The 24746-nt window shown below is 61.4% G+C and carries 32 protein-coding genes and 1 tRNA gene; 21 read left to right on the top strand and 12 right to left on the bottom strand.

Features of this window, described 5'->3' with window-relative positions; translation table 11 throughout:
* Positions 1-19: 19 nt before the first annotated feature.
* The 5 genes from fdh3B (at position 20) to glp (ending at position 3911) form a co-directional block, all read left to right on the top strand.
* Positions 20-673, top strand: coding sequence for a formate dehydrogenase FDH3 subunit beta (fdh3B, locus tag Q0894_RS06600; protein WP_195687499.1), 654 nt, complete (start codon positions 20-22; stop codon positions 671-673).
* 12 nt (positions 674-685) lie between these two features.
* A complete protein-coding gene (locus Q0894_RS06595; protein ID WP_299232629.1) occupies positions 686-1744 on the top strand; it encodes a formate dehydrogenase subunit gamma in 1059 nt (352 codons plus the stop codon).
* An 86-nt stretch (positions 1745-1830) separates the two neighbouring features.
* Positions 1831-2178: a DUF1244 domain-containing protein gene (locus Q0894_RS06590; RefSeq protein ID WP_299232626.1), complete on the top strand. Its 348-nt coding sequence runs from the start codon at positions 1831-1833 to the stop codon at positions 2176-2178.
* Positions 2171-2692, top strand: a complete 522-nt coding sequence (gene moaB, locus Q0894_RS06585) for a molybdenum cofactor biosynthesis protein B (protein WP_299232623.1) — start codon at positions 2171-2173, stop codon at positions 2690-2692. Before Q0894_RS06590 ends, moaB begins: the two co-directional genes overlap by 8 nt.
* On the top strand, positions 2685-3911 hold the full coding sequence (gene glp, locus Q0894_RS06580) for a gephyrin-like molybdotransferase Glp (protein ID WP_299232619.1): 1227 nt from the start codon (positions 2685-2687) through the stop codon (positions 3909-3911). The genes moaB and glp overlap by 8 nt, the downstream gene beginning before the upstream one ends.
* Here glp and Q0894_RS06575 read toward each other — a convergent pair.
* The 8 genes from Q0894_RS06575 to Q0894_RS06540 all read right to left on the bottom strand — a co-directional run bounded on the left by Q0894_RS06575 (position 3898) and on the right by Q0894_RS06540 (position 7892).
* Positions 3898-4485, bottom strand: a complete 588-nt coding sequence (locus Q0894_RS06575) for an ACP phosphodiesterase (RefSeq protein ID WP_299232616.1) — start codon at positions 4483-4485, stop codon at positions 3898-3900. The two genes, glp and Q0894_RS06575, sit on opposite strands and share 14 nt — an antisense overlap.
* A gap of 7 nt (positions 4486-4492) precedes the next feature.
* Positions 4493-4846 carry a TusE/DsrC/DsvC family sulfur relay protein gene (locus tag Q0894_RS06570; protein ID WP_299232613.1) on the bottom strand — a complete coding sequence of 118 codons (354 nt, stop codon included), beginning with the start codon at positions 4844-4846 and terminating at the stop codon, positions 4493-4495.
* Complete coding sequence (tusB, locus tag Q0894_RS06565) at positions 4846-5133, bottom strand: sulfurtransferase complex subunit TusB (RefSeq protein ID WP_299232610.1); 288 nt, start codon at positions 5131-5133, stop codon at positions 4846-4848. Before tusB ends, Q0894_RS06570 begins: the two co-directional genes overlap by 1 nt.
* 11 nt (positions 5134-5144) lie before the next feature.
* Positions 5145-5519, bottom strand: coding sequence for a sulfurtransferase complex subunit TusC (gene tusC / locus Q0894_RS06560; RefSeq protein WP_299232607.1), 375 nt, complete (start codon positions 5517-5519; stop codon positions 5145-5147).
* A 12-nt stretch (positions 5520-5531) separates the two neighbouring features.
* The gene (tusD, locus tag Q0894_RS06555) at positions 5532-5924 is read right to left on the bottom strand and encodes a sulfurtransferase complex subunit TusD (protein ID WP_299232604.1); all 393 of its coding nucleotides are present in this window, start codon (positions 5922-5924) and stop codon (positions 5532-5534) included.
* An 80-nt stretch (positions 5925-6004) separates the two neighbouring features.
* Complete coding sequence (locus tag Q0894_RS06550; protein ID WP_195687489.1) at positions 6005-6679, bottom strand: Bax inhibitor-1/YccA family protein; 675 nt, start codon at positions 6677-6679, stop codon at positions 6005-6007.
* Between the two features lie 91 nt (positions 6680-6770).
* Positions 6771-7223, bottom strand: a complete 453-nt coding sequence (locus Q0894_RS06545) for an NUDIX hydrolase (RefSeq protein ID WP_299232597.1) — start codon at positions 7221-7223, stop codon at positions 6771-6773.
* 114 nt (positions 7224-7337) lie between these two features.
* Positions 7338-7892 (bottom strand): YaeQ family protein, encoded by a 555-nt coding sequence (locus tag Q0894_RS06540; RefSeq protein WP_299232594.1) that lies wholly within the window; start codon positions 7890-7892, stop codon positions 7338-7340.
* A gap of 386 nt (positions 7893-8278) precedes the next feature.
* On the opposite strand from Q0894_RS06540, the gene Q0894_RS06535 reads away from it, so the two are divergent.
* The 15 genes from Q0894_RS06535 (at position 8279) to Q0894_RS06465 (ending at position 19603) form a co-directional block, all read left to right on the top strand.
* Positions 8279-9565, top strand: coding sequence for a site-specific integrase (locus tag Q0894_RS06535; RefSeq protein WP_299232591.1), 1287 nt, complete (start codon positions 8279-8281; stop codon positions 9563-9565).
* Between the two features lie 2 nt (positions 9566-9567).
* Positions 9568-10233: a hypothetical protein gene (locus Q0894_RS06530; protein ID WP_299232588.1), complete on the top strand. Its 666-nt coding sequence runs from the start codon at positions 9568-9570 to the stop codon at positions 10231-10233.
* A gap of 100 nt (positions 10234-10333) precedes the next feature.
* Positions 10334-10519: an AlpA family phage regulatory protein gene (locus tag Q0894_RS06525; RefSeq protein ID WP_299232586.1), complete on the top strand. Its 186-nt coding sequence runs from the start codon at positions 10334-10336 to the stop codon at positions 10517-10519.
* Complete coding sequence (locus Q0894_RS06520; protein WP_299232584.1) at positions 10520-10891, top strand: hypothetical protein; 372 nt, start codon at positions 10520-10522, stop codon at positions 10889-10891. It begins immediately after the preceding gene.
* Positions 10892-11183: 292 nt separating this feature from the next.
* Entirely contained in the window at positions 11184-11390 is a 207-nt protein-coding gene (locus tag Q0894_RS06515) for a hypothetical protein (RefSeq protein ID WP_299232581.1), read from the top strand.
* A gap of 1 nt (position 11391) precedes the next feature.
* Positions 11392-12936, top strand: coding sequence for an AAA family ATPase (locus Q0894_RS06510; protein ID WP_299232579.1), 1545 nt, complete (start codon positions 11392-11394; stop codon positions 12934-12936).
* 644 nt (positions 12937-13580) lie between these two features.
* Positions 13581-13883 (top strand): hypothetical protein, encoded by a 303-nt coding sequence (locus Q0894_RS06505; RefSeq protein WP_299232577.1) that lies wholly within the window; start codon positions 13581-13583, stop codon positions 13881-13883.
* Positions 13880-15268, top strand: a complete 1389-nt coding sequence (locus tag Q0894_RS06500) for a hypothetical protein (RefSeq protein WP_299232575.1) — start codon at positions 13880-13882, stop codon at positions 15266-15268. Before Q0894_RS06505 ends, Q0894_RS06500 begins: the two co-directional genes overlap by 4 nt.
* Positions 15269-15410: 142 nt before the next feature.
* Complete coding sequence (locus Q0894_RS06495) at positions 15411-15572, top strand: hypothetical protein (RefSeq protein ID WP_299232573.1); 162 nt, start codon at positions 15411-15413, stop codon at positions 15570-15572.
* Positions 15569-16381: a hypothetical protein gene (locus tag Q0894_RS06490; protein ID WP_299232571.1), complete on the top strand. Its 813-nt coding sequence runs from the start codon at positions 15569-15571 to the stop codon at positions 16379-16381. Before Q0894_RS06495 ends, Q0894_RS06490 begins: the two co-directional genes overlap by 4 nt.
* Position 16382: 1 nt before the next feature.
* Entirely contained in the window at positions 16383-16667 is a 285-nt protein-coding gene (locus Q0894_RS06485) for a hypothetical protein (RefSeq protein ID WP_299232569.1), read from the top strand.
* Between the two features lie 136 nt (positions 16668-16803).
* The gene (locus tag Q0894_RS06480) at positions 16804-17724 is read left to right on the top strand and encodes a hypothetical protein (RefSeq protein ID WP_299232567.1); all 921 of its coding nucleotides are present in this window, start codon (positions 16804-16806) and stop codon (positions 17722-17724) included.
* Positions 17725-17955 (top strand): hypothetical protein, encoded by a 231-nt coding sequence (locus Q0894_RS06475; protein WP_299232565.1) that lies wholly within the window; start codon positions 17725-17727, stop codon positions 17953-17955.
* Positions 17955-19355 carry a lytic transglycosylase domain-containing protein gene (locus Q0894_RS06470; RefSeq protein WP_299232563.1) on the top strand — a complete coding sequence of 467 codons (1401 nt, stop codon included), beginning with the start codon at positions 17955-17957 and terminating at the stop codon, positions 19353-19355. Before Q0894_RS06475 ends, Q0894_RS06470 begins: the two co-directional genes overlap by 1 nt.
* Positions 19352-19603, top strand: a complete 252-nt coding sequence (locus tag Q0894_RS06465) for a hypothetical protein (protein ID WP_299232562.1) — start codon at positions 19352-19354, stop codon at positions 19601-19603. The genes Q0894_RS06470 and Q0894_RS06465 overlap by 4 nt, the downstream gene beginning before the upstream one ends.
* A gap of 214 nt (positions 19604-19817) precedes the next feature.
* Here the strand turns inward: Q0894_RS06465 and Q0894_RS06460 are convergent.
* A tRNA-Ser gene (locus tag Q0894_RS06460) sits at positions 19818-19907 on the bottom strand.
* Positions 19908-19993: 86 nt separating this feature from the next.
* Positions 19994-21700, bottom strand: a complete 1707-nt coding sequence (locus tag Q0894_RS06455) for a potassium/proton antiporter (RefSeq protein WP_299232560.1) — start codon at positions 21698-21700, stop codon at positions 19994-19996.
* 155 nt (positions 21701-21855) lie between these two features.
* Between Q0894_RS06455 and Q0894_RS06450 the strand changes: the two genes are divergently transcribed.
* Positions 21856-23052 (top strand): ABC transporter substrate-binding protein, encoded by a 1197-nt coding sequence (locus Q0894_RS06450; protein ID WP_299232558.1) that lies wholly within the window; start codon positions 21856-21858, stop codon positions 23050-23052.
* Positions 23053-23082: 30 nt separating this feature from the next.
* Here the strand turns inward: Q0894_RS06450 and Q0894_RS06445 are convergent, their stop codons facing one another.
* Together Q0894_RS06445 and Q0894_RS06440 are read right to left on the bottom strand one after the other, a co-directional pair.
* Entirely contained in the window at positions 23083-23856 is a 774-nt protein-coding gene (locus Q0894_RS06445) for an alpha/beta fold hydrolase (protein WP_299232556.1), read from the bottom strand.
* Positions 23857-23936: 80 nt separating this feature from the next.
* A complete protein-coding gene (locus tag Q0894_RS06440; protein WP_299232554.1) occupies positions 23937-24620 on the bottom strand; it encodes a 7-cyano-7-deazaguanine/7-aminomethyl-7-deazaguanine transporter in 684 nt (227 codons plus the stop codon).
* Positions 24621-24746: the final 126 nt, after the last annotated feature.

Genomic DNA, 24746 nt, shown 5'->3' with positions numbered 1-24746 from the left:
CCGCGCCAAGGAGATTATCATGGCCCAGATGAAGTTTATGTGTGACGCGGAGCGCTGCATCGAGTGCAACGGTTGCGTCACCGCCTGCAAGAACGCCAACGAAACCGATTGGGGGATCCAGCGCCGTCGTGTCGTGACACTCAACGACGGACAGCCCGAGGAGGTCTCGATCTCGGTCGCCTGCATGCACTGTGACGATGCCCCCTGCATGGCGGTCTGCCCCACGGACTGCTTCTACAAGACCGATGATGGCATCGTGCTCCACGACAAGGACCTCTGCATCGGCTGCGGTTACTGCCTTTATGCCTGTCCCTTCGGCGCCCCGCAGTTCCCCCAGCAGAACGCCTTTGGCGAGCGCGGCAAGATGGACAAGTGCACCTTCTGTGCCGGCGGCCCGGCGGAAACCAAGGAGGAGGAGTTCCAGAAGTACGGCGCCAACCGTATCGAGGAAGGCAAGCTGCCGCTGTGTGCCGAAATGTGCTCCACCAAGGCCCTGCTGGCCGGTGATGCCCAGGAAGTGGCGGATATCTTCCGCCAGCGGGTCGTGCGGCGCGGCCACCCCGATGGGGGCTGGTCCGGTAACCAACGCCGAGAAGGGCAGCAGACCAGGGCGGGCCAGCCTGATGTTTCCATGGCTGACTCTCTTGCTTACGACGCCGCACGCCAGGGCTGAGGAGGTGATGTCATGAGTCACACCATCCATTGGCGGTCGCTATGGCGACTGCCTCTCCTGGCGCTGCTGCTGGTCGTTGGCCTGGCGCTGACCCAGGTCGCCGAGGCTCAGTCGGACCCACAGGCGGAGGCGGCGACCGCCGTGCCCGCCCTGGATGCCGACACCTGGCGGCAGGTTCGCAGTGGTGAGGTCGATGCCTACTACCGCGACAGTCGCTTCGATTCCACCTACAACCTGGTCAATGCCAGTGGAGAGAGCTGGCGTCAGTGGCGTAATCGCTGGGTGTCACCCTATGGCCTGATCGTCATGGGCGGCATGCTGGTGATGATCGTCATCTTCTACCTGGTCGCCGGTCGCAAGCGGCTGGAAGAGCCACGCACGGGCAACAAGTTGCTTCGCTGGAGTGCACTCGAGCGGGCGCTTCACTGGAGTGTCGCGACACTGTTTATCGTGCTGGCACTGACCGGTGTCACGCTGCTCTATGGCAAGCATGTCTTCTATCCACTGTTCGGGGCCGGTATCTGGGGCGCCATGGTGTCGGCCTCCAAGCTACTGCACAACTACCTGGGGCCTCTCTTCGGCATCCTGTTGATTGTGCTGCTGGCCAAGCTGTTCGTGCACAATCTGCCGAAGAAGCATGACCTCGAGTGGTTCCGCAAGGGCGGCGGCATGATCGGCAATGAGCATCCCGATGCCGGTTTCGCCAATGCCGGCGAGAAGGCATGGTACTGGCTGCTGGCCACCGCTGGCATTGTAGTGATCATCAGCGGCCTGGTGCTCGACTTCCCCAACTATGGTCAGGCACGGGACACCATGCAGTGGGCCAACCTGATCCATGCGGTGGGTGCCCTGGGTCTGACCGCCGTGGCCTTCGGGCATATCTATATCGGCACCATCGGCACCGAGGGTTCCCTGGAAGGCATGACCACGGGCTATGTCGACGAGACCTGGGCAAAGGAGCACCACAACCTCTGGTACGAAGAGGTGAAGGGAGAGACGGTCCCGGAGGAACAGATTGCCTCGCGTGGCAAGGATGACACCGCCCAGGGACCCGCCCAGAGCTCCCCATGATCCGCTTGTCACTCAACCATCGACACCGCCCTCGGGCGGTGTCTTTTTGTTATGCTGGACGAAAACCGCACAGAGGAGAGCGTCTTATGAAACATCTTGACGAAACAACCCGTACCGAACTCGAAGCCGCGGCGTTTCGCCACCTTCTGCGCCACCTCGATGAGCACAAGGAGGTGCAGAATATCGATCTGATGATCCTTGCCGACTTCTGCCGCAACTGCCTGTCGAAGTGGCTGGTGGGCGCCGCCGAGGAGCGCGGTGCCGAACTCGACTACGAGACGGCACGCGAGTATGTCTACGGCATGCCCTATGGCGAATGGAAGGAGAAGTATCAGCTGGACGCCACACCGGAGCAGCAAGCCGCCTTCCAGGCTCAACAGGCACAGAAGCAAGCCAGGAAAAAGAACAACGGGGAGTCATCCCAGAATGACTGAGCCGATGATTCCCCTCTCTATCGCCGTATTGACGGTATCCGATACACGCACCGAGGAGACCGACCGCAGCGGGCAGGCACTGGTCGAACGCCTGGAGCGCACGGGGCACCTCCTGGGCGACAAGCGTATTGTCCGCGATGACATCTATCAGATTCGCGCCGTCGTGGCGGCCTGGATCGCCGATCCCGATATACAGGTCGTGCTGACCACTGGGGGAACGGGCTTTACCGGACGCGACTCCACACCAGAAGCGGTCTCGGTGCTGATGGATAAACGCATCGAGGGGTTTGGTGAACTGTTCCGCCACCTTAGCTGGCAGGAGATCGGCAGCTCCACAGTCCAGAGTCGCTGCCTGGCCGGGCTCGCCAACGGGACCGTCATCTTCTGCCTGCCCGGCTCCACCGGCGCCTGCCGGACCGCCTGGGATGGCATCCTGGCCGAGCAGCTCGATAGCCGTCACAAGCCCTGCAACTTTGCCAATCTCGTGATTCCCGAGCGGGGTCAGCATGAGTAGCGCAGGGAGCAGCGAGCTGAAGCCGGTGGCGGCAGCACTCGAGGCGCTGCTAAAGGATGTGGGAGTGCTCGAGACCCAGCGCGTGGCATGCGAGGAGGCCGCCGGCCGCGTGCTGGCCAATGACGTCATGGCGCGGCTCGATGTGCCCTCCTTCGACAACAGCGCCATGGATGGCTATGCGCTGCACCATGGCGATGCCGGCCAGGCACTGCCCATTCGCCAGCGCATCGCGGCCGGCACTCCGGTGCAACCACTGGCGCCCGGCAGCTGCGCGCGGATCTTCACCGGCGGAGAAATTCCGCCGGGAGCCGACTGCGTCGTGATGCAGGAGCGTGTCGAGGTAGCGGATGGCGTCGCCACCCTTCCCGGCGATATCCCGCAGGGTGACAACATCCGCCGACGGGGCCGAGACGTTGCTTGCGGCTCGATTCTGCTGGAGGCCGGCCGTCGCCTGGAAGCCGCTGCCCTGGGGCATCTCGCCGGCCAGGGCATCACCGAGGTGGAGGTACGCCGGCGACCAAGGGTAGCGTTGCTTTCCACCGGCGATGAGATCGTCGACCCCGGTGCTCCACTGGGGCCGGGGCAGCTCTATAACTCCAATCGCCCCATGTTGCGCCGCCTGCTGGAGCGCTTCGGGGCAATGGTCGTCTCGACGATATCGATTCCCGACGACCCTTCCGCTACCCGCCGCATGCTCGCCGAGGCCGCCAGCCACGCCGACATCGTGGTGACCACAGGAGGTGTCAGCGTCGGCGAGGAGGATCACGTCAAGGCGGCGGTGGAAGCGTTGGGGGAGCTGGACCTGTGGCGTCTGGCGATCCGTCCAGGGAAACCGCTGGCCCTGGGCAGAATCGGCCGCGGGAACGGGGCTGGTGAGGCGCGCTTCGTGGGACTTCCCGGTAACCCGGTCTCAAGCTTCGTCGGGACCTGGCTGTTCCTGAGGCCCCTGATAGGCCGCATGCTGGGCTGCCCGGCCCTTGCCACGCTAACCGAAATACCGGCGCGCAGTGGATTTGCGACACGGACCGGGCCTCGCGCGCATTACATGCGTGTTAAGCTGCGCTTCGACGACCAGGGCGTGCATGCCGAGGCCTTTGCCGACCAGAACTCGGCCGTTCTCTCCTCCTGCATCGAGGCCGATGCCCTGGCGGTCATTCCCGCAGAAACCTCGATCTCCCCAGGAGAGCCCATCAACTGCCTGTGGCTCATGAACGGCTAGTATCGTAAGGAGCGACTTCCAGCGCTTCGCGGACATCGGGCCAGAGGCGCTGGAACCCTTCCCCCAGTCTGGGATATTCGGCTTCCAGCCAGGGCACCAGTTCCGCGAGCCGGTTGGGTCCCGAGAGGCGCTGACCGATGCCACGGATGGCTCGGCAGGTGAAGCCAAAGTCGGCATAGCGACGCAGCCAATCCTGCTCCACCAGCACGGGCACCATCGGTGCCAGCCGTGAAGGTGCCGAGCGGCGGCTCAGCACCCGATAACTGCGTGAGACGACCGACGACTCCTCATCCTCCGCCTCTTCGAGGTTCAGGGCCACAAAGTGGTCCCAGACCAGATCCAGGGCGATGCCCATATAGCGTCTGCCAGAGCGTGGGGAGCACGCCAGAATATCGCGGGTCACCGCATGACGATCGACGAAGGCATCGACCCGACGGTGGTGACGGATGCCGCGCGCCACGTCGGTGGACCAGGCGTCCAGGTCGTTCCCCTTCACGCCATCGGCGATCAGATTGCCATACAGAAAATCGTCGCCTCCACCACGGGCGAGCCAGGCATGGGCAAGGAAGTTCATGACGGCCTCATAGGCAGTTGGCGGGCTTGGGCAGCCCTGCCAGTCGTGCGCCTACCTTGGCGGGGCTGCCCGGAAACAGTTTCATCAGGTAGATCGAGCGTCCCTTCTCGGGCCCGAGGGCCTGGCCGGCGGACTTTACCAGTGGACGCATCGCCGGTGCCTGTTCGAAGCGGGCATAGAAGTCCCGCAGCACGTGGATGATCTCCCAGTGGTCTGCGGTCAGCGCGATGCCCTCCTCCTCCGCGAGTCGCTCACAGACTTGTATCGACCACTCGTTCATGTTGACCAAATAACCTTCGGGATCGAGTGGGATAGATTGTTCACCGACGGATAGATAACGGTATATTTCTGTGCTTGCCATCAGTACCAGCTCACCGTGCGCTCGCACGTTTCGGTCATGGAGATGAAGCCTTCGACGTCGACAACCCGCACCGCTTCGTCACAGAGCGAAAGAAGCCCACGGGACTCGAGGTCTTCCTGCAGGGCATAGAGGCGCCCCGCCACCCGATCGAAATGCACCCGGTGTGCCGGCAAGGCACCGATGACACCATCTTCGATCAACAGCAGCTTGTCATCCGACCCCATTCCCGCCAAGGCCTGGGCAAGAACCTGGGATGTCGGGGGCCTGTTCAGGGTATGCAGCAACATGATGTGCCTCGTCAGAAGTTCAGTACCAGGGCATGGGATGCCACCAGGCGGGAGATCTCGGCGTCGTCCACCCCCGTGACAGGGAGCATCAGCTGATCGCTGGTCAAACCGAGCTCATCCATGCCCCGCTGCTCCACCAGCAGGTTGTCGATGTCGTACATCTCGAGCATGGCGAGTGTCGGGGCCGTACCCTTCTGCCCCAGCGGGCCTGCTTGTTGCCCCTCAAGCAGCGCCGTAATGCCCTCGCCCATGAACAGCAGCGTGACTCGCCGATCGAAGGCCGCAGCGACCAAGGCGACATCGAGGCCCTCCTTGAGCCAGCTGGAGCCATGAGGGGCATGGCGCAGGATCACCATCAGCTCGGCAGGAGATGTTGCATCTTGCATCGGAAGCTCTCCTCAGGGGCCGAAAGTGATCAGGCGATCGCAGCGCAGACCCAGGTCGACGAGCTGCCCCAGCCCCGTCAGCTCGAAGGGTGGTGCAACGCTCGCGCCCTGCTTGCCATGCCGTGCGGCCTCCTGTTCATCGAGCAGGCCACGCCTCAGGGCGGCGGCAATGCACACCTGGAGGGGCACGGCGTGCTCCCGCGCCAGCTCGGCCCAGCCATCGACCAGATGTGGCTCATCCTGTGGCGGCGCGGCAAGCCTGGCCGCGTTATGCACGCCGTCATGGTAGAAGAACACTCCTTCGACGTCATGCCCCCGCGCCAGCAGCGCGCGGGTAAAACGCAAGGCGGAGTGGGATGCCTGGCTGGTGTAAGGCGCATCGAGTAAAAGGATGGCATAGCGCATCCGGCGACTCCTGAAACTGGCCTGCAAACAGACTGGCCCCGCCGAAGCGGGGCCAGCCCTGTCTCGCGTGACTCGCGCTGTCAGTCGCTGCTCATGATACCCAGCAGGGAGAGCAGGCTGACGAAGAGGTTGTAGATCGACACATAGAGCGTGATGGTGGCCAGAATGTAGTTGGTCTCACCGGCGCGATGAACGATCTCACTGGTCTGATAGAGGATCGCCGCGGAGGAGAACAGCACGAAGCCGGCGGATACCATCAACATCAGCGCGGGGATCTGGAAGAACAGCCCGGCGACCATGGCCAGCACCAGCACGATGGCACCCGCCATCATGAAGTTGCCCAGGAAGCTGAAGTCCTTCTTGGTGATCAGCGCCACGGCGGAGAGACCGATGAAGGTCAGCCCGGTCATCGCCAGAGCATTCATCACCAGAGCGGCACCGTTGGGCATCGCCAGGTAGGCGTTGAGGATCGGCCCCAGGGTGAAGCCCATAAAGCCGGTGAAGGCGAAGGTGGTCAGCAGCCCCATCGCGGAGTTTGCCGTCTTGTGGACCAGGAACATCAGTCCATAGGCACCGATGAAGAACACCAGAATGTTCATGCGCTCGATACCCATCGCCATGGCGGCGCCCGCCGTCACGGCGGAGAAGAGCAGCGTCATGGCCAGCAGGCCATAGGTGTTGCGCAAGACCTTGCTGGTATTGCTGACTCCCACCTGACTCTGCTGGCGGCTAATCTGTGACTCTTGGTAGGCCATTGATCCTGTGCTCCCTAACGTCAGTTGATCTTGCCAATCGACTAGCATGCCGGCTGGAAGTTCCGCGCGCAAGAGCTTGATGCACGGGACCTCAACGCTGTTTCTGCTGGTCACCTGCCGCCAACAGCGCGCCACCGACCCTGGCCGCGCTGCTGCAGACATCGGGCCCCGCCCTTTCCAGCGCGTCCCGATCGAGCCAGACCAGCTCCCTGGCGTCGCTTGCCGCAGCCTCCTCACCGCCCTGCCACGCCATGCGCAGCACGACCACCACATGGTGTGAGCGTAGATGGCCCATGGGGTCATGGTCGAGAACATCGATGGCGGCAAGCACCTCACCCGCATTGGCCAGCAACCCGGTTTCTTCGCGCAGTTCACGTTCGGCGGCGGCCTGCAGCGTCTCACCAGGCTCCACCTTGCCCCCGGGCAGAGCCAGCCTCCCGGCGTTCGGGGGATGGGCGCGGCGAACCATCAGGATCCGCTCGTTGCGGATCACGGCAGCGGCAACCGCGGGTGTCGGGCGGGGCAAGGTGTCAGGCGTCGACATGGAGTGTCTCGCAGCAGCGGGCGTCCCACTACTTTGCGAGCTCCTCCCCCTGCCCGCAAGAGGGCCTTGCCAGCGGGCCGCCTGACGGATCAGCTGCCAGGCATGATCTACCGACTACCGACGCGTTCCGGCTTCCTGGCGTACCTCGATGCCAACCTCTACTGCCGTCTCGGCATTGGCCAGCCAGATGGCGCCGTCCTGGATGGTGATATTGAACTCCATGCCACGCTGCGCCAACTGCCCCAGCTCGGCCATGGTCTCCGGCGAGATGTCGTAGACGGAGAGATTGCCCAGGTTGGCCAGCTTTCTGCCGAGCTGCTTCCACCAGATCTCAGCTCCTTGACCGCTGTAGGTATAGAGCACCACCTGGCGGGCGCGACCACAGGCACGACGTATCTCGCGCTCATCCGGCTGCCCCAGCTGAATCCACAGCTCGATCTCATCGGTCAGGCTCCGCACCCAGAGATCGGGCTCATTGTCGGTACTGACACCGCGACCGAAGGCGAGATCTTCATGGGCATGTCGGGCGAAGGCCAGCACGCGCAGCATCATCCGCTCGTCGGTCTCCGAGGGGTGACGAGCCAGGGTGAGCACATGGTCGCCATAATAGTGGCGGTCCAGATCGGCAATCTGCAGCCTTGCCTTGTAAATCGTGGCTTTCAATGCCATTCGGGTCACCTCGAGGAAAGGATGCTATGGCAGGAACCAGGTAAGGGTAGCCAACATGGTGGCGACAAGACGTAGTTAGTCGCAAGGCGGGCGATCCAGGAGTCACCCGTCGCCTTCAGGCAGTCGCCGAGTCAGGGGATGAACCACATGGACCAGGAGTGAGGCTTAAAAAAAAGAAAAAGCCACTGAGAACAGTGGCTTTTCCTGGTGTAGTGGCGGAGGGACAGGCCGCCTAGGCCATGTCTCACCACGCCGCAATATCTATCAAATAGTCATTAAATATCAACTTCTTAGACGAGGACGCCCTTTTCTCTTGTCTTAGCTTGTCGCAATCCAAATCACCCAATGTTATTATTTATGTTGGTATAGATGATTGGAGTAGCGACATGCCGAAGAGAGCAAAAGAGCTTACCGCCACTGAGGTACGGCGGCTGGTGCAGAAACCCGGCTTTCACGCCGTGGGGGGTGTGGCCGGCCTTTACCTTACCGTTTCCAGCACTATGGCCAGCTCCTGGATACTGCGCACTAAGATAGGCGATCGCCGCCGCGACATTGGCCTAGGCGGCTTCCCTGAAGTGAAGCTAGCCCAGGCCCGCGAACGCGCCTTGGAGGCGAAAGACAAGATCAAGTCAGGCATCGACCCAGTAGCCGAGCGTAAAGAGGCCCGTAGCCGCCTGCTGGCTCAGCAGATGAAGGAAATCACATTTGAGCAGGCAGCGGCCAAGGTAATAGAGAAAAAGCAGGCAGAGGCCAGCAATCCCAAGCACGCCCAGCAGTGGGCCAACACCCTGAAGACCTACGCCTTCCCTGTGCTTGGCAAGATGGCGGTCAAGGACGTAGACCTTACCCACGTCATTAAGGTGCTGGAACCCGAATGGGAAAAGAAGACCGAGACCATGACCCGCGTTCGCCAGCGCGTCGAGGCGGTACTGGCATGGGCGACCGTCCACGGGCATCGCAGCGGCGACAACCCCGCCCGCTGGAAAGGCAATCTGGATGCGGTGCTGCCGGCCCCGGCGAAGGTCGCCAAGACTAAAAACCATGCTGCCCTTCCCTATGCCCGCGCCGCCGAGTTCATGGCCGACCTGCGCACTCGCGACGGATTGGCCGCCAAGGCGCTAGAGTTCGCCATCCTGACCGCTGCCCGCTCCGGCGAAGTGCGGGGCGCAACGTGGCGCGAGATCGACCTAGAGCAAAAGGTGTGGACGATTCCTGGCGACCGGATGAAAGCAGGCAGTGAACACCGTGTCCCCCTTCCGGATACCGCTATCAGGCTACTGGAGGCGATTCCGCGCATAGAAGGTAACGAACTGGTATTCCCGGCGCCGCGTGGTGGCCAAATGTCCGATGCCACCCTAGCGGCTGTTATCAGGCGCATGAACGAAAGCAAGCCCGAGGGCAAACGCTACACCGACCCGAAACAGGATGACCGACCAGTCACACAGCATGGCTTCCGCTCGACGTTCCGCGATTGGGCTGGCGAGTGTACTGCCTACCCCGGCGAGGCCATCGAGAAGGCGCTGGCGCATACCATCCGCAACAAGGCCGAGGCCGCCTACAGGCGCGGCGACATGCTCGACAAGCGCCGCCTGCTAATGGCCGATTGGGCGACTTACCTGAATAACACTGCGCCGAAGGCTGGCAGCGTAACCCCGATTCGCAAGGAGGCGTGAGGATGAGCATTACCGAAGATGCAGCAAAAGTTATTGCCAGCGAAGTTCTAGATCGCAACCTGCGCAAATATGGCATGACGAAGTCCGACATTCGCAGCGGGAGCTATGACTCGCTGGTTAAGGCCAACGCATGGGCGACAGGCGTGGAAATTACTACCGAGAGCGGCGAGAAGTGGACGCCCTCGCCGTGGCATATGCTGCCGGGCAGTGCCAACCATGCCGCAGCCGCCGAAGCGGAGGCTAAAGACCGACTTAGATATATCGTAAGCGAGGACGGGAAACTCGAACGCCTCATAGAGGAAGCATCCCGGCACAAGGTGGCATTTGGAGCGTGCCGTCTCGTCTTCCAGAAGCTATTAGAGCAGGGCGAGGTAGTGCCGTCCGAACTGGCAGAGTTCGCGTTTCGATCACCACCGAAAGAGCAAGGTGGTGCAGCCGGTAAAAAAGACTTGGGCCGCGCCTGCCTGGTGGAGTCTATTTACGAACTAGCAGAGATTGGAGGACTCCCGCCAACGGGTAACGATGAGAATAAAGGTAAGCCTCACAACGCTTCCCACTATATAGCCATGGCGGCTGGCATCAGCGTGTCCAGCGCGAAGGCGGCGTGGAAAGAGTCAAAGAACCCCATGAGCAAAGGCAAGAGGTTTATTGCTGTCCAGCGCCCCTAACGGCCGTGGGTAAAAGTTCTCCTAGAACGTTTCCCACGATACATAAAGGCCCAAGCCTGAAACTGTACCTGTCGCAATCAAATACGCACAGGTGCAGAGCATGACTATCGAGAATTATCTTTCAGACAAGTACGTGGCCGGACGTTACGGCGTTTCCCGCGCCACTATTTGGCGCTGGTCTCAATCAGGCCGATTCCCCAAGCCTGTAAAACTGTCACCGGGTTGCACACGCTGGCGTGCATCCGATCTTGAACAATGGGAAACCCAACAAATGGAGCGTGCTTAAATGACTATTGCAATTAACCCCGGCTGGTTTAACGCCACTCTCCTTGCCGAGATTCATGGTAAGGATGCAGAAAGATTCCTGAAGCTGCCAGAGACCCGAGCATTCATCCGCGTGATGACTGAGTGGCTGGATAATGGATTCGAAGAACTTGCTGACCGCCGGGACGGTGATATCTTGCTGAGTTCCAATTTCATGCACACCCCCTTTACCCGGTTCTTGCGCACGGGTGACGATCTCCTGGACGCGTTTGAGTGTGAGCTGGACTATGCATGCATCGACGCTGAGCTTGGCGAAGCCGCCACCGCCATTGCGGAATACCGCGCCGTTGCGGCCTATATGAAAGCGAACACAGCCATATCGAAAAGCTTGTGACTGCCACGCTTCCACCGCCCCGCCGAGATGCGGGGCTTTTTTGTGGCGATAGGAAAAATCAATTAGACAGCGACTCGGCTCTATGCTTGACGCATCAAACAAATGATTGTAAGATGCTTGATAAGCTAGAAAAGCGAAAGGCCCGAACCCATATCGCGCCAACGATACGAGCCCGAGCCTATCTAGTGAGTACAAGCACCATGGGGGTGGTGCCTGCCTAGCTCCTTTATGCATGGGCTAGTCTAGCGTCTCAACGCCCCCATGGCAACCTGAACTGTCATGAGGGCTACCCATGAAACAGCTTTACGGATACGGCGACCTCGCCCGAGTCTACGGCCTAAAAACGCCTTCTGTTCGCGCCTGGAGCGAGCATCCAACCTTCCCCCGCCCCTGTGCATGCTACGGCATCCAGCGCCGCCCCCTGTTCGACCCTGCCGAGGTTGCGGCATGGGTATCTGAGCACCGCCCCGAACACCTGACCGCCGGGGAGGTGCAGTAATATGAGCGACTTTACCCAAGCTGCCGAGAAATGGCTTACCGACACCAATGGCGCATCGCTCGACGTGGATGTGGTACAGCAGCACCCGGCATGGCTTCCATTGGCCGAGTATTTTGAAGAGCAATGTTACCTGGAAGAGCTAGACGCCTTTGAAGTGGCGGAGACGCTGCTGGCGCAAATCACCATGGGCGAGGATGGCGAGCTTCTATGGCGTGGCGGAAACGCTGATGATGCGGCGCAGGACTTTGAAGAGTGGAAGGAAACGCGGGAGTTCCTGCATAGTGTCGATTACGTCGAGTGTGACCAGCCTGAGAGCCATCCCGAGCGTTGGCTATACCAGACAGCCATCGAGCTGCTGCGCGGCCCCACGGGCGAACTGGAGGCGATTAGGGCCATGATTCGCGACCATGCTGTGGATGATTCGCGGTTTACCGGGGAGCTGCCGCCCAACGTGGTGCCGATCCGCCCCCAGAAGACCGAGAAGCCCAAGCCGAAGCAACCCAAGCCGAAGCACCACGAGTGGCTCGATGCTCTGCTGGAAGACGACGACGAGGCCCTAGATCGCGTTATCGACCAAAAGATGGTCGTAAACGGCATGATCCCAGCCGAGTCGTTCGGGTTTGTATTCGGCGAGTCAGGCGTCGGGAAGTCGTTTGTAGCACTCGATATTTGCCACGCCGTCGCCACTGGACGGCCTTGGATGAACAACGACGATTTTGCTGTCGAGGAGCCTGGCGTTGCCGTATTCGTGGCGGCAGAGGGCGCCAATGGCGTTCGCGTTCGGAAGAAGGCCATCGAGCAGGAAACCGGGATTCCTGCCCCTATGCTGCGCATCTTGCCCGCTGCACCGATGATGGACGGCAACGATGGCCACCTGCTGAATTGTGCGCTTGCGGCCTACGAGGAACGCACAGGGCAGCGTATCGCGCTAGTGGTTCTCGACACCCTTAGTCAGACCATGGAAGGAGATCAGAATGCCGCAGACGCCACCGCTGGCTTTATCCGAGGCTGTAAGGGTGTTCGAGATCGTGGGGCTGCTGTCATGGTGGTTCACCATAGCGGCCTAGCCGACAAAGATCGTATGCGCGGCTCTACCAACCTGAAAGCGGCGGGCGATTGGGAATTCAGCGTGCAGAAGGCGGGCGAAGGCATGGTGACTTTTAAGCAGACCAAAAACAAGTATGATGAGGCGCTGCCCGCCATTCCACTGAAGCTGCGCAAGGTGAAGATCCATGGGCGACAGAAGCGTGATGGCAAGCCGCTGACCAGCCTTGTCGTGGATGGCGCCACTATGGCCGACCAGCTCAACGCGGCACGCCAGCTCAGTGCCAACGAGCAAACGCTGCTCGATATTCTGCTGGAGCAGTGCGATGGCCATGCAATCAGCGTCGATGAGGCCCGAGACGCCTTCTGTGATGCGAAGCCGGACACCAAGCGGGCCAGTGCTCGGCAAGCGTTCCAGCGTGCGCGGAAGAGCCTTGTCGATCGGCATATGGTCGTGGACGAGAATGAATGTCTTGAGCCATGCACTCCACCGGATGAATGATCCCCAACCCAACCATACCCCGGCCTTTGAGGCTGGGGTTTTTTATATCCACTACAACCACCGATACAGCCATCGCGACACAGGGGGGTCTCTCTAGAGACCCCCCCTTGTATGTCGCGCTATGGAACGCGACAAATTGCCTATGTCGCGCCTTGTCGCGCTGTCGCGCACCGCCTTGTAACCCGCACGGTTGAGCGGTTTTTGCCTTGTCGTGTCTCGTGTCGCGCCTGTCGCGCTGCATGATTCGGGGTGGCTGTCGCGGTGCTGCGCGACATGAGGCGTTTGTCGCGCTTTGTGCAAGAAATGTGCACGTAACGGCCTTGTGGTTGGTGCTCTGCCGACATCGTGGTGTCGCGACATATCGAGTTTGTCGCGGTCGTGTCGTGGCTGTCGCGTATGGCTCTGTAAACCTGACCAAGTGGTCAAGATAAACCGCCGCCAAGGCAGGCACTACCCTTATGACGCACGGTGGCGGAGACATACTCCGCCTAACACGCATGTTTGGCGGGCTATACATGGACATCGATGTTGAATACCATCATAAATACCATCATAATAGGGGGCAGATACCCACCGTATAGGCCTCCTTTATGTCCCGAAACACTGAGCTACCCACCGAATACAGCTCCGACTGGATAGAGAAGTTGGACGGTCGCACAACACTAGCCCGCACCGTCCGCAGCAGATACGACGCCCTGGCGTCTGACCTGGGGGGCCTCGACCAACTGAGCTACCAGCGCCGCAGCCTGTGCAAGCGCGCCGTTTGGCTAGAGGCTCTTATCGAGCAGCAGGAAGCCGCCCTGGCCCGAGGCGAGGAAGTGAACTCCGGGGCTCTCACGCAACAAACCAACGCACTTCTAGGTTTGCTTAAGACCCTGGGCCTCGACCGCGTGGCGCGTGACGTTCCAGAGCTGCATGAATTCATCGCCAAGCGGGGGCAGAAATGAGCGTCAACATTCGTGAAGTCATGACCGACCCCGCCCTGTTTGGCAGCCAGTTCGGCGGGGAGTCATTCAAACCGTGGCGGGCGCTTCTGAGCGGCTTCTATGGCGATCCCCTGGAGGATGACGAGCTGAGGGCATGGCAGGAGGTCACAAAACGCCAGAAAGCGCCCACAGAGCCCCACGACGAGCTGTGGATGGCCATTGGACGGAGGGGTGGTAAGTCTCAGGCGACGGCCCTGCTGGCCGTGTATGAAGCTGCCTTCCGCGACTACTCTGACCGCCTGAGCCCCGGCGAGATGGCGACCTGCCTGGTGGTGGCAGTCGATCGCAAAGCCGCAAGGGCCATCTTTCGATACGTCTCGGGGCTGCTGCGCTCCAATCCGATGCTTGAGCGGATGATCGTTCGTGAGGATCGCGAATCCATCGAGCTATCCAACCGCACCATCATTGAGGTCGGCACCGCGTCCTTTCGCTCCACCCGAGGTATGACATACGCCTTCGCCTGCATCGATGAAGTGGCGTTCCTGAGATCCGAAGACTCAGCGAACCCGGATCGAGAAATCATTGACGCCATCCGGCCCGGCCTGGCCACGCTGGGGGGCAAGCTGGTGTGTTTGTCCAGCCCGTACGCGCGGCGCGGGGAGCTTTGGGAAAACTACCGCCGACACTTCGGTCAGGAGGGTGACATTCTCGTCGCCCAGGCGCCCACGCGAGTCATGAATCCCAGCCTGCCCGCCAAGGTGGTAGAACGGGCTTACGAGCGCGATGAGGCATCAGCAAGCGCCGAATACGGCGCACAGTTCAGGAGTGACATCGAGTCTTTTGTCTCGCTTGAGGATCTGGAGGCTGTTACCCGCTCTTCGCCGTTAGTTCGCCCCTATGACAACCGCTATAAATACTTCGCTTTCGTTGACCCGGCTGGTGGCGGTTCCGACGAATATACAATGGCCGTTGGTCATAGGGAGGACAGCGTACTCGTTGTGGATCGTGTGGATGCTGCCCGAGGCGTTCCGGCTGAGATTACAGCGCGATATGCCGCCATCCTGGAGGAGTATCGGGTTAAGACTATCAACCTCGACAAGTATGGCGGTTCCTGGCCAGCGGATGAGTTCGGCAAGCATGGCATCACTGCCGAGCATAGCCCCAAGGTTCGTTCGGAGCTGTACATAGATAGCCTACAAGCCATCACAAGCGGCCGTGTGGAGCTTCCCCCGGATGGTCGGATGCAACACCAATGGACGGCGCTAGAACGCCGCACAAGCCGCGCTGGGCGCGATACGGTAGACCACCCGCCTAGTGGTAGCGATGACCGTGCAAACGCCGCCGCCGGCCTTATCGCATTGCATGGACAGACGAAGCCATTTGCCCCCATGTCAGAATGGCTATAACCCACCCATCCAGCCTAAATGAAAGCCGCCTTCCGAGGCGGTTTTTTTGTGCTCACCGCCGGAGCCCATAACACACCCTGTTTTGTTGGTAAAGGAAAATTCTGTTATAATTGGTAATATTCAAATCAAGTGGTATCCGAGCATGAATAAGCTATCAAAGCCAGGCCGGCCACGGGGGGCGAAGAACGCAAAACCCACCGCTGCCGAGGTGCGGGAAGCCTGGCAGACGCTACGCAAGGCACTGAGAAATGGCGACGTCGATGCCGCCCGCCATATCATCGAACTAACCGGGAGTTCTAAATGAAAGTCGAAGAATTGCAGCAACTCGTTACCGCCCAAGATAAAGCTCAGCGCCAGGCCGCCACCATCGCCCGTGAGGCCCACGAGAAGGCCCTAGAGGCCGCCCAGGCGCTGCGTAAAGAGCTGGAGGGTGCTACCGACCAGCTAGCCCAACGCGAGGCTCTGAAGGCGATCATCGAGGCCGCTGCCGGGCGTATGTACGCCAGCAAGACCGACAAGCAACAGGCTGGCCTGCTGGCCCAGCAGTATGCACTTGAGCGAGCCGCCGCCCCCGGTGCTGGGCATAGCGTGGCACGTGATGGCACCTACCTGATGAGAACCGTTGTTTCCAGCACTAGCAGCGGTTATCAGCCCGAGGAACGCGCCCGGATCTACGGCGCCATGGTCGTGGGCGCCACCGGTGGTGCTGATACCGGATTGATGCGCTGGGGCGATGACTGGAGCCAGGAAGTCTCTATTGCATACCTGAATGAGATGGCCCAGGCCCTCGACGCTGAAGGCACAGCCAAGCTGGACGCCGAGCAGGCCAAGCTAGACGCCGAGCTGACCCAGGTCTGCCGCATGGAGCAGGCCCTGGAGCAAGCCACGCCGCGCCTTTTCGTGGTCAAAGAGAGCGAGGAGCCTTCCACTGTGGTGGTGCGGAACCATCGAGGCGGCAGCGTGGGTGTGGGTGGCGTGACTTTTGCCAGCGGCGACAACTCGATCCCGAGTCACAGGATGGACAAGCTCCGCGCTAATTCAGGATTCCAAGCGCATGTTGAGGATGGGAACCTCGAAATCGTATCCACCAGCGAGCTTGTGGAGGGGCTTTGATATGAAGTGCTATAGCAAGCCAAAAACCGCCATCGATCGAAAGATCGATAGTGCCTTCGAGAAAGCATATCGCGCTGTTTATATGGACGGACGCAGCGAAGGTAAGCAGCTTATCGAGGACGCCTATCAGGCAGCCATGGAGCGTAAATCCCAGGCGTGGCGCGATGATTCCCAACGCCTGAGCGATGATGCGGCCAGCAGCTACCGCCGCGATCTTCCGGCAGAGGATTCAGACCCGATTGAACGCGCTTATCAAGCGCACATGGCAAAGCTGGGGGGCAAGTAATGAGCCGTATCAGATCGCGCAAGGCGTTCGTCTCCCCCGTTGAACAAGCCAGGATGCGAAAGACCCACCATAACGACAAGGCCGGTGAATCACCGGCTGTGGCCCGCCTTCGGGCACGCCTGGCTGGTGTGCGCGTATGAGTGCCATCTGGGGCCGGGCTTATCGCCTGCAAGTTGGCGATGATGCTGAAGTGTTGGAGTTGGATGGCTTCGCGGGCAATGCCGCCCGCGTGGCCTTCAATGTTTCGACGTTCGTGAATAGCCCGCTCGCCCTGGCTCAAATCACCGTGTATGGGCTGGGGCGCGAGTCTCGCCGCGATCTGTACAAGCGATACGACCTGGTACGACTGACGGCGGGCTATCGCGATAAGTTCGCGATGATCTTCGATGGCGAGATCTACAACGTGGCCGTTGGTCGTGACGGCCCGGAAACATTCGTGACGCTCCACTGCCGCTCGATGGGGGAGCGTTATGACAACGCCTATATCAATCGCACATGGGGCAACAACACACCTCCCCGCGATGTTATCACCGACGTGGCCGCCACGCTGGCCGACGCCGTAGAGCTAGTAGGCGACTTCGACAAGCTGCCGAAAATGCTCAATGGCGAAACACTGAGCACCGGCAGCAAACAGGCCATGCGTTCGCTGGCACAGCGTTACGATTTAACCTGGCATATCGACTCAGCGGGCACCCTGGTGGTGGCGATGCCTGACGCCGTGCGTAATGAGCAGCCAGTGGCCCGCATTGCCGCCGACACTGGGATGATTGGCTCCCCCACGATCACACAGCGTGGCATCGACGTTCGCTCGACCATGCGAAGCGATATTCAGCCGAGTGACGTAATCGTGGTCGAGAACACGACCGGCGAACTCGCGTTCAGCAATCCTACCGGAGCTAGATTCTCCGACACCATTGGTACCGGCGCCTATCAGGTAATTGGCGTCACGCATTCGGGCGATACCTACGCCGATGATTGGTCAACCTTGCTCGAATGCCTTGTTTGGGAAGCCGGCGCTACCACAGCACGCACCACCACACTGACGAGGGGCCAATAAATGAGCATCCTGCACGAAGCCTACCAGTCACTGTTCGAGAAGCTGCAAATCACCAGCGAGGAGCAGCGGTATAAAACGGTCGTGGCGACCTATGACGACGTGGTGGAGCTTATCGACAAGCACCGCCACAACCCGAGCCCTTTTCTTAATCACGATGACTCGCACGCACCATTGGTAGATCGCATGATCTCGGCGGTAGCCCGTGCGGTGCTGGCCCAGGGGGTGAACTGATGGCAGGCAATACTGATCTGGGATCGTTGCTCATAGGCCTGGGGCTCGATGTAGATGCTCGATCATTCGATAAGGGCATCGCTTCATTCAACGGCCTGCGCCGCGCTGCGCTGGCCACGAGTGGTGCTATCACCGCCGCCGTGGGTGGCGCTGCTGTGGTGCACCGGGCCGCAGAGACGCGCAACGCGCTTTATCTGCAAGCCGAGGCCCTGGGCTTCAGTGCCGACGAAGCTGACCGGCTAGGTCACGCCATGGAGCAGCTAGGGGGCGATTCTGGCAACGCCATCGGCGTGCTTCAGCAGATGCGCGACCTTCGCGCTGATGCCGCGTTCGGTGAGGGGCCTTTGTTCGATATCGGCAAGTTCGGCATCGATCCCAGCGGGATTATCAACGCCCAGGACGAGGTAGCCGCGTTGTTGAACCTGTCAGGGCAGCTACAGGGGGTCAACGACACGAATCAGGCCCTAGCCCTTGGCACCCTGGGATTCGAGGGCACCGGCATCGCCAATCTTCTGAGGGGTGGCCCTGCTGGCTTTCAGGCCGAGATGGATCGCGCTGCCGAGCTACGTGCCATTACCGACGAGCAGCTTGAGGTGTCCAACGAGCTGATCCGCGCCACAAACGAGTTTAGCCGCGCCCTGGACGCCGCCACTGACAATCTAGTGGAGCGGTTCGCCCCTGCGCTGACCGGAGTGGTCGATTGGGCCACGGATGCGGTGCGTGGCGAGAGCGGCATCCTGGAGGATCCGCCGAAGAATGGCGCGGCACCTGGCGTTGGCGAGTTCATCCGGCAAATGAAGGAGCAGGATGGCGGGCAGCGGGACACCAGCCAGGCGCCGAGCCCGCGAGGTGGTTACGAGGTTTCTGACGCCCTGCTGGACGCGCTGGCCATGCAGGAAAGCGGAGGCAGGCACCGGGACGCACAAGGGCGCCTCACTCGCAGTTCAGCCGGGGCGCTGGGTGCCTATCAGATCCTGCCGGGAACTGGCGCTGATCCGGGTTTCGGCATCGACCCGCTGCGTTCCAACTCGCTCGAGGATCAACGAGACTTTGCCGAAGACTTCATTGAAGCGATGCTTCAGCGTTATGACGGCAACCTGTCCGCCGCCTTGAGTGCGTACCACAGTGGCACGGGCCGCGTGGATGAGCTTTTGGAGAGGTACGGCGACGACTTCGACCTGCATCTCGGCCCCATCGGTAGGGGTTACGCGCCATCCGTCATGAACCATCTAGGTGGTCGAGATCCGTTCGAGCGTCCACAAGCCAGCGTCAGCGTTACGGTGGGCTCGATCCGTGTCGATGGCGCACAAGATCCCCAGGCGACCGCGAAGGCTGTGCGGTATGAGATCCAGCGGCTTGCCGACACCGCCGCGACTGACCACCGCAATCCGATCGTATGAGCATCTTCGACCTGGAGGGCGCCCACGAGCGGAAGGAGGCGGCGCGGGTTTGCCGGGACGTTTGGCTAGGTGCGCTGCGCCAGTATTACCGGGACGCCGCTGCCGCCATGCGCGGCGTCCATACTGCCCACCTCGAAGCGCTGGACGATCTGACGAATGGCCATGAGCTGCTGGCGAACCTATGCCGACCCGTGGGCGCTGACCCTGACCGCGTGGCCCAGGCGATGATAGAGGCGCTGGACAGATAGCCCGCCGCATCGAGGAGGCGATGGGGGGGAGGCATGGTGTACGACACGACACAGGCAGAGGTGCAAATATTTGCATGTCTGGGTCGGTTGGAGCCTCCCGCGACCTCGCCGCCGCAGCCGTGGGGGCAGTGTTTTTAGGTATGTGGTGGAGATGATGGTATCAGCGTGAGGCCATAAAAAAAGCCCTGTAAAAACAGGGCTTTATATCGAATATTGGCGGAGGGACAGGGATTCGAACCCTGGGTAGGCTCTCACCTACGCCGGTTTTCAAGACCGGTGCATTCAACCGCTCTGCCATCCCTCCGGCTTACGGCGGTGAATATTACCAGCTTTCTCTCTCAGGTCAAGAGCCAATTGCGATCAATGCCTTAGCGGATATATCGGTGATGGCTAGTAAAGCCGCAGACCGACCCGGGTGACGCGGTTGCCATCCATCTCGCTGACCACCCAGTGGATGCCGTGCCAGTCCACGTCATCGCCGACCACCGGGTGGCCACCGACACGCAACGAGACAAACTCGCTGAGGCTCATCTCCCGCTCACCGGGGCTCAGGGTCAGCCCGTAGGCATCGGCGATATCCTGCATCCTGGCCTCCCCTTCGAAGGTGAACGTGCCAAAGAAGGCGCGTTCCTGCTTGAGCTTCGCCTCTCCATTGAAGAGCCGGTTCAGCGCCGGCAGATCCTCGCTACGCCCGATCACGCAAAGCACATCCTCCAGCTGCAATCGCGTACTCCCCTTGGGGTGCAGCATGGCGTGCTCACGAAAGAGGGCCGAGATCAGGGCGCCGGAGGGAAAGCGCAGCAGGCGAATGGGGACATCGGCGAGATCCTCGTTCTCGACCCGGTAGACGAACATCTCGTAATCGTTCTCGGGCAGAATCCCCAGAGGGCCGCGATGGTTGGGGCTGACAGGTGTCGGTATCAGCACCCGGGTCCACCGCGCCATCAGCGACAGCGTGCCGCCTTGCAGCAACAGGGATAACAGCACCACTGCGAAGGCCACATTGAAGTAGAGCGCCGCCCCCTCCACGCCACCGATCACCGGGAAGATCGCCAGTACAATCGGCACGGCTCCACGCAGGCCAACCCAGGAGATGAAGCCGAGCTCGCGCCAGCGAAACTTGAAGAAGGGCTTGAGCGAGACCAGCACCGCCAGGGGGCGCGCCACGAAGATCAGCATCAGCCCCACCAGGGTCGCAGGCAGCGCATAGTGCAGCAGGTCCGATGGCGATACCAGCAGCCCCAACACCAGGAAGAGGCCTATCTGGCTGAGCCAGGCCAGGCCGTCGTGCACCGGCAGGATGTAGTTGAGGTGGCGCCCCTTCTGGTTGCCGATCATCAGGCCGGCCAGATAGATCGCCAGGAAGCCGCTGCCACCCAGAAAACTGGTCAGGCCAAAGATACAGAACCCCAGCGACAGGGCGAGCAGGGAGTAGAGCCCGGGCGCCAGATCGACCCAGCGCAGCAGACGGCCACTTAACCAGCCGGCACCCACCCCGATCACCAGGCCGAGGCCGAACTGCTGGATCAGCATCAGCCCGGTCTCCATGGGCCCACCGATGTCGCCGACCAGGATCTCCACCAGGACAAGGGTCAGGAAGATCGCCATGGGATCGTTGGTGCCGGACTCGATCTCAAGGGTCGCCCCGACCCGCTCGTTGAGATTCAGTCCTCGCCCGCTGAGCATCGAGAACACCGCGGCTGCATCGGTCGAGCCCACGATGGCCCCCACCAGCAAACCCTCAGCCAGGCCAAGGTCGAATATCCACATGGCAAACAGACCGACCAGCCCCCCGGTGATAAAGACACCGGCAGATGCCAGGGTCAGGGCCGGCTTGAAGGCGACGCGAAAGGTCTTCAGGCGTGTACGCAGCCCGCCATCGAGGAGAATCATGGCCAGGGCCAGATGGCTGATCAGAAAGGCCAGGGGGTAGTTATCGAACTCGATCCCGAGCACCCCCTCCTCGCCGGCCAGCATGCCCAGACCAAGGAAGATCAACAGTAGAGGAAGGCCAATCAGTGAGGAGACTCGACTACCGAGCACACTCAGGGCGATAAGCAGCCCGGTGAAGAAGAAAAGGGTATTGATGACGTCCATGGCATCCTCTCAAGGGCAGGTCAAACATTATTGCATGTGCCCGCAAACCGTGCGACAGCCGTGAGCGGCTCCCCTGGATGGCAACTGGCGAGCCAGCCGGCGATGAAGATACACTGGCCTGCGGCCGCACACCTCATCAGCCGCGGAGCCCCTGAATGCCCAAGCACCCAGCCCCCCTCTCCTGGCGTCGCCTATGTCTCGCCCTTGGCATGTTGGCACTCCAGACGCTGGCGCCCGCCACGACCTGGGCAGAGGAGAGCCTGGAGGCACCACCCGCCCCCCTGACCCTGGAGGGTGATGTGATGGTGCCGGTCATCGAAGCCCTGCCGAAGCCGGCTCCGCAGCCCACCGAGGAACTCGAGCCCGAGCAGGCCCCCTCCGGCGATGAGACAGAACCCGACGAACCTGTCATGCCTGTCCCCAGCGTCATCCATGCGCCCCCGGAGCCGTTGGCGCCGCCCCCGCTGGAGTCGTTGACCATCATGCTCGACTGGTACCCCAGCCTGCACCACGCCGCGCTGATCCTGGCGGCAAGCAACGGACTGCCCCAGCGCGAAGGACTCGAGCTGGAGATTCGAACACCGGCCGACCCCGGCGCACCGCTTCGCCTTCTCGACGCCAGACTCATCGACCTGGCACTCACCCACCAGCTGCAACTGCATCTGCAGGTCGACCGTGGCAAGGCTCCCCTGCGCGTTGCGACGCTGATCGACACCCCGCTGACCGGCGTGGTGACGCGCGAGTCCGCCGAGGTCGAGGGGCCGGAGGGGTTCGCCGGACTCAGCCTCGGGCACGCGACCGACGTTGGCCGCGACATTCTGCTCCCGGCCCTTGTCGAACCCCACGGCATCGCTACCGATGAGGTCCAGCTTGTCGAGACCGGCTTTGCCCTGGCCACCGCCATGACCGAGCAGACCCTGGACGGGCTGGTAACGCCCCTGCGCCTGACACTGCCTCATCAACTGGCGAATCGGGGCGTGGCAAACCGACTGCTCAAGGTCGAGGAGTTCGGTATTCCCCACCACGACGGCCTGATACTCGTGGCCCACCGCGACCAGTTTCCCCGCTTGCGAGAGCCGATCAACGAGCTGCTCGACATTTTGCGAGAGACCACCCTCTGGATGATCGAGCACCCCGACGCGGCCTGGGAGGCCCTGATCGAACAGGAGCCGACGCTGGACACCTCCGTGAACCAGGCGAGCTGGAACGCCACCCTCCTGCGCATGAGCGCCCAGCCGGCGGCGCTGGACAGCGGGCGCTATCGCCGTGTCGAGGACTACCTGCATGAAAACGGGCTGATCGATACGATCAGCCCGCTGGAGAGACTGGCGGTGGACCCTGGTGCTCAGTAGCCTCCAGGGATAGCGTCTGGGTCAGGAGCACTACAGCGCATCGATAAAGCTGTCGATGGCGCCACGAAATGCCTCGGGCTGTTCGGCATGCAGCCAATGCCCTGCGTCCAGCGTCACCAGCTGTGCCTCCGGCAGCACCTTGCGCAGTGCCGGGAGGTGCTCGTCGGCGACATAGTGAGAGGCACTGCCTCGCAGCACCAGGGTGGGCCCGGCAAAGGGCTCGCTACCCGCCGGCTCGGCCATGATCGACTCATAGTCCGACTGAATCTCGTCCAGCCCAAGGCGTAGCACCAGTCCCTCGTCATCACCACGCACCAGATTGGTGGCCAGGAACAGGCGCACCGCCCTCTCCTTCACATGTTCCGCCAGCAGCGCATCGGCTTCCCCGCGATTCGTGGGGCGACCCTCCTTCACACGGCGCAGTCCCGCCATGACACTGTCGTGATCATGCCCATAGGCCACCGGCGCGATATCCCCGATGATCAGCGACGCGACCCGTTCAGGGGCCTGACGCGCCAGGGTGATCGCCACCTTCCCCCCCATCGAGTGTCCGAGAAGGTGGGCACGGGAGATCGAAAGACTATCGAGCAGGGCCAGGATATCGTCGGCCATTGCCGTGTAACCCATGCCCTCCACATGCGGGGAGCGACCATGGTTGCGCAAATCCACCGCCACCACCCGATGACGCTCCTCCCAGGCCTTGATATGGGAGCGCCAGTTATCGGCACTGCCGAACAGGCCGTGGATCACCACCAGTGGCGTGCCATCGCCACCGGTATCGAGGTAGTTGAGCTCGATCGACATGAAAGGGTCCTCGTGCTGTGGTTCGTAATGCAGGATTGGGAAAACTTGGTTCGGGTAATAGAGGTTCGGGTCGCCGAACATCAGTAACGGGCGCGCGCCACTTCAGGCGCCACATCCTCGCCCCCGGTGACACTCACCAGGCGACGGCTGAGCCAGGCCAGCAACACGCCGTAGAGAGGCAGGAAGAACACCACGCTGATCAAAAGCTTGACCGCATAGTCGACCAGCGCGATCTCCAGCCAGTTGGCTGCCATAAAGGCGTCGGAGCTGTTGTGAAAGGCAATTGAGAAGAAGGCCAGGGTATCGGCCAGATTGCCTAGTACCGTGGAGATCGCCGGTGCCACCCACCAGGCACGCAGTCGACGCAGGCGATCGAAGACGTGTACATCGAGCAACTGACCCAGCACATAGGCCATGAAGCTGGCCACGGCAATGCGCGCTACGAACAGGTCCCACTCGCCAAGCGCCTCCACTCCCGCAAAGCTGCCGCGGGGAAACACCACCGACACGACATAGGAGATCACCAGCGCCGGAAACATCACCCGCATGATGATCGCCCGGGCCGGCCCCTTGCCAAACAGACGCACGGTCAGGTCGGTCGCCAGGAAGATAAAGGGAAAGCTGATGGCGCCCCAGGTGGTATGCAGACCGAACACCATGAATGGCAACTGCACCAGGTAGTTGCTGGCGGCGATGACGGCGATATGGAAGGCAACCAGCAGCGCCAGACAGCGACGATACTGTAGTGAAGAGAGCACGAACATCGTGATTCCTTTTTTGGGGAGGGGTGAGGGAACCCTCGTGCAAGATTGCGTCGGTAGCGACGCGGCGCGGGCGCATTATACGGCGTGGGGAACCGAGTGGCCATGCGCCCCGCCCGAAACGCCGCA

The sequence above is a fragment of the uncultured Halomonas sp. genome (assembly GCF_947501415.1).
In the GTDB taxonomy this organism is placed as follows: domain Bacteria; phylum Pseudomonadota; class Gammaproteobacteria; order Pseudomonadales; family Halomonadaceae; genus Halomonas.
This window is presented reverse-complemented; position numbering and strand designations above follow the sequence as displayed.

Excerpts from the sequence above, each read along its gene's own strand:
- fdh3B (WP_195687499.1), top strand. The coding sequence starts at position 20 with ATGGCCCAGATGAAGTTTATGTGTGACGCGGAGCGCTGCATCGAGTGC.
- Q0894_RS06595 (WP_299232629.1), top strand. The coding sequence starts at position 686 with ATGAGTCACACCATCCATTGGCGGTCGCTATGGCGACTGCCTCTCCTG.
- Q0894_RS06590 (WP_299232626.1), top strand. The coding sequence starts at position 1,831 with ATGAAACATCTTGACGAAACAACCCGTACCGAACTCGAAGCCGCGGCG.
- moaB (WP_299232623.1), top strand. The coding sequence starts at position 2,171 with ATGACTGAGCCGATGATTCCCCTCTCTATCGCCGTATTGACGGTATCC.
- glp (WP_299232619.1), top strand. The coding sequence starts at position 2,685 with ATGAGTAGCGCAGGGAGCAGCGAGCTGAAGCCGGTGGCGGCAGCACTC.
- Q0894_RS06575 (WP_299232616.1), bottom strand. The coding sequence starts at position 4,485 with ATGAACTTCCTTGCCCATGCCTGGCTCGCCCGTGGTGGAGGCGACGAT.
- Q0894_RS06570 (WP_299232613.1), bottom strand. The coding sequence starts at position 4,846 with ATGGCAAGCACAGAAATATACCGTTATCTATCCGTCGGTGAACAATCT.
- tusB (WP_299232610.1), bottom strand. The coding sequence starts at position 5,133 with ATGTTGCTGCATACCCTGAACAGGCCCCCGACATCCCAGGTTCTTGCC.
- tusC (WP_299232607.1), bottom strand. The coding sequence starts at position 5,519 with ATGCAAGATGCAACATCTCCTGCCGAGCTGATGGTGATCCTGCGCCAT.
- tusD (WP_299232604.1), bottom strand. The coding sequence starts at position 5,924 with ATGCGCTATGCCATCCTTTTACTCGATGCGCCTTACACCAGCCAGGCA.
- Q0894_RS06550 (WP_195687489.1), bottom strand. The coding sequence starts at position 6,679 with ATGGCCTACCAAGAGTCACAGATTAGCCGCCAGCAGAGTCAGGTGGGA.
- Q0894_RS06545 (WP_299232597.1), bottom strand. The coding sequence starts at position 7,223 with ATGTCGACGCCTGACACCTTGCCCCGCCCGACACCCGCGGTTGCCGCT.
- Q0894_RS06540 (WP_299232594.1), bottom strand. The coding sequence starts at position 7,892 with ATGGCATTGAAAGCCACGATTTACAAGGCAAGGCTGCAGATTGCCGAT.
- Q0894_RS06535 (WP_299232591.1), top strand. The coding sequence starts at position 8,279 with ATGCCGAAGAGAGCAAAAGAGCTTACCGCCACTGAGGTACGGCGGCTG.
- Q0894_RS06530 (WP_299232588.1), top strand. The coding sequence starts at position 9,568 with ATGAGCATTACCGAAGATGCAGCAAAAGTTATTGCCAGCGAAGTTCTA.
- Q0894_RS06525 (WP_299232586.1), top strand. The coding sequence starts at position 10,334 with ATGACTATCGAGAATTATCTTTCAGACAAGTACGTGGCCGGACGTTAC.
- Q0894_RS06520 (WP_299232584.1), top strand. The coding sequence starts at position 10,520 with ATGACTATTGCAATTAACCCCGGCTGGTTTAACGCCACTCTCCTTGCC.
- Q0894_RS06515 (WP_299232581.1), top strand. The coding sequence starts at position 11,184 with ATGAAACAGCTTTACGGATACGGCGACCTCGCCCGAGTCTACGGCCTA.
- Q0894_RS06510 (WP_299232579.1), top strand. The coding sequence starts at position 11,392 with ATGAGCGACTTTACCCAAGCTGCCGAGAAATGGCTTACCGACACCAAT.
- Q0894_RS06500 (WP_299232575.1), top strand. The coding sequence starts at position 13,880 with ATGAGCGTCAACATTCGTGAAGTCATGACCGACCCCGCCCTGTTTGGC.
- Q0894_RS06495 (WP_299232573.1), top strand. The coding sequence starts at position 15,411 with ATGAATAAGCTATCAAAGCCAGGCCGGCCACGGGGGGCGAAGAACGCA.
- Q0894_RS06490 (WP_299232571.1), top strand. The coding sequence starts at position 15,569 with ATGAAAGTCGAAGAATTGCAGCAACTCGTTACCGCCCAAGATAAAGCT.
- Q0894_RS06485 (WP_299232569.1), top strand. The coding sequence starts at position 16,383 with ATGAAGTGCTATAGCAAGCCAAAAACCGCCATCGATCGAAAGATCGAT.
- Q0894_RS06480 (WP_299232567.1), top strand. The coding sequence starts at position 16,804 with ATGAGTGCCATCTGGGGCCGGGCTTATCGCCTGCAAGTTGGCGATGAT.
- Q0894_RS06475 (WP_299232565.1), top strand. The coding sequence starts at position 17,725 with ATGAGCATCCTGCACGAAGCCTACCAGTCACTGTTCGAGAAGCTGCAA.
- Q0894_RS06470 (WP_299232563.1), top strand. The coding sequence starts at position 17,955 with ATGGCAGGCAATACTGATCTGGGATCGTTGCTCATAGGCCTGGGGCTC.
- Q0894_RS06465 (WP_299232562.1), top strand. The coding sequence starts at position 19,352 with ATGAGCATCTTCGACCTGGAGGGCGCCCACGAGCGGAAGGAGGCGGCG.
- Q0894_RS06455 (WP_299232560.1), bottom strand. The coding sequence starts at position 21,700 with ATGGACGTCATCAATACCCTTTTCTTCTTCACCGGGCTGCTTATCGCC.
- Q0894_RS06450 (WP_299232558.1), top strand. The coding sequence starts at position 21,856 with ATGCCCAAGCACCCAGCCCCCCTCTCCTGGCGTCGCCTATGTCTCGCC.
- Q0894_RS06445 (WP_299232556.1), bottom strand. The coding sequence starts at position 23,856 with ATGTCGATCGAGCTCAACTACCTCGATACCGGTGGCGATGGCACGCCA.
- Q0894_RS06440 (WP_299232554.1), bottom strand. The coding sequence starts at position 24,620 with ATGTTCGTGCTCTCTTCACTACAGTATCGTCGCTGTCTGGCGCTGCTG.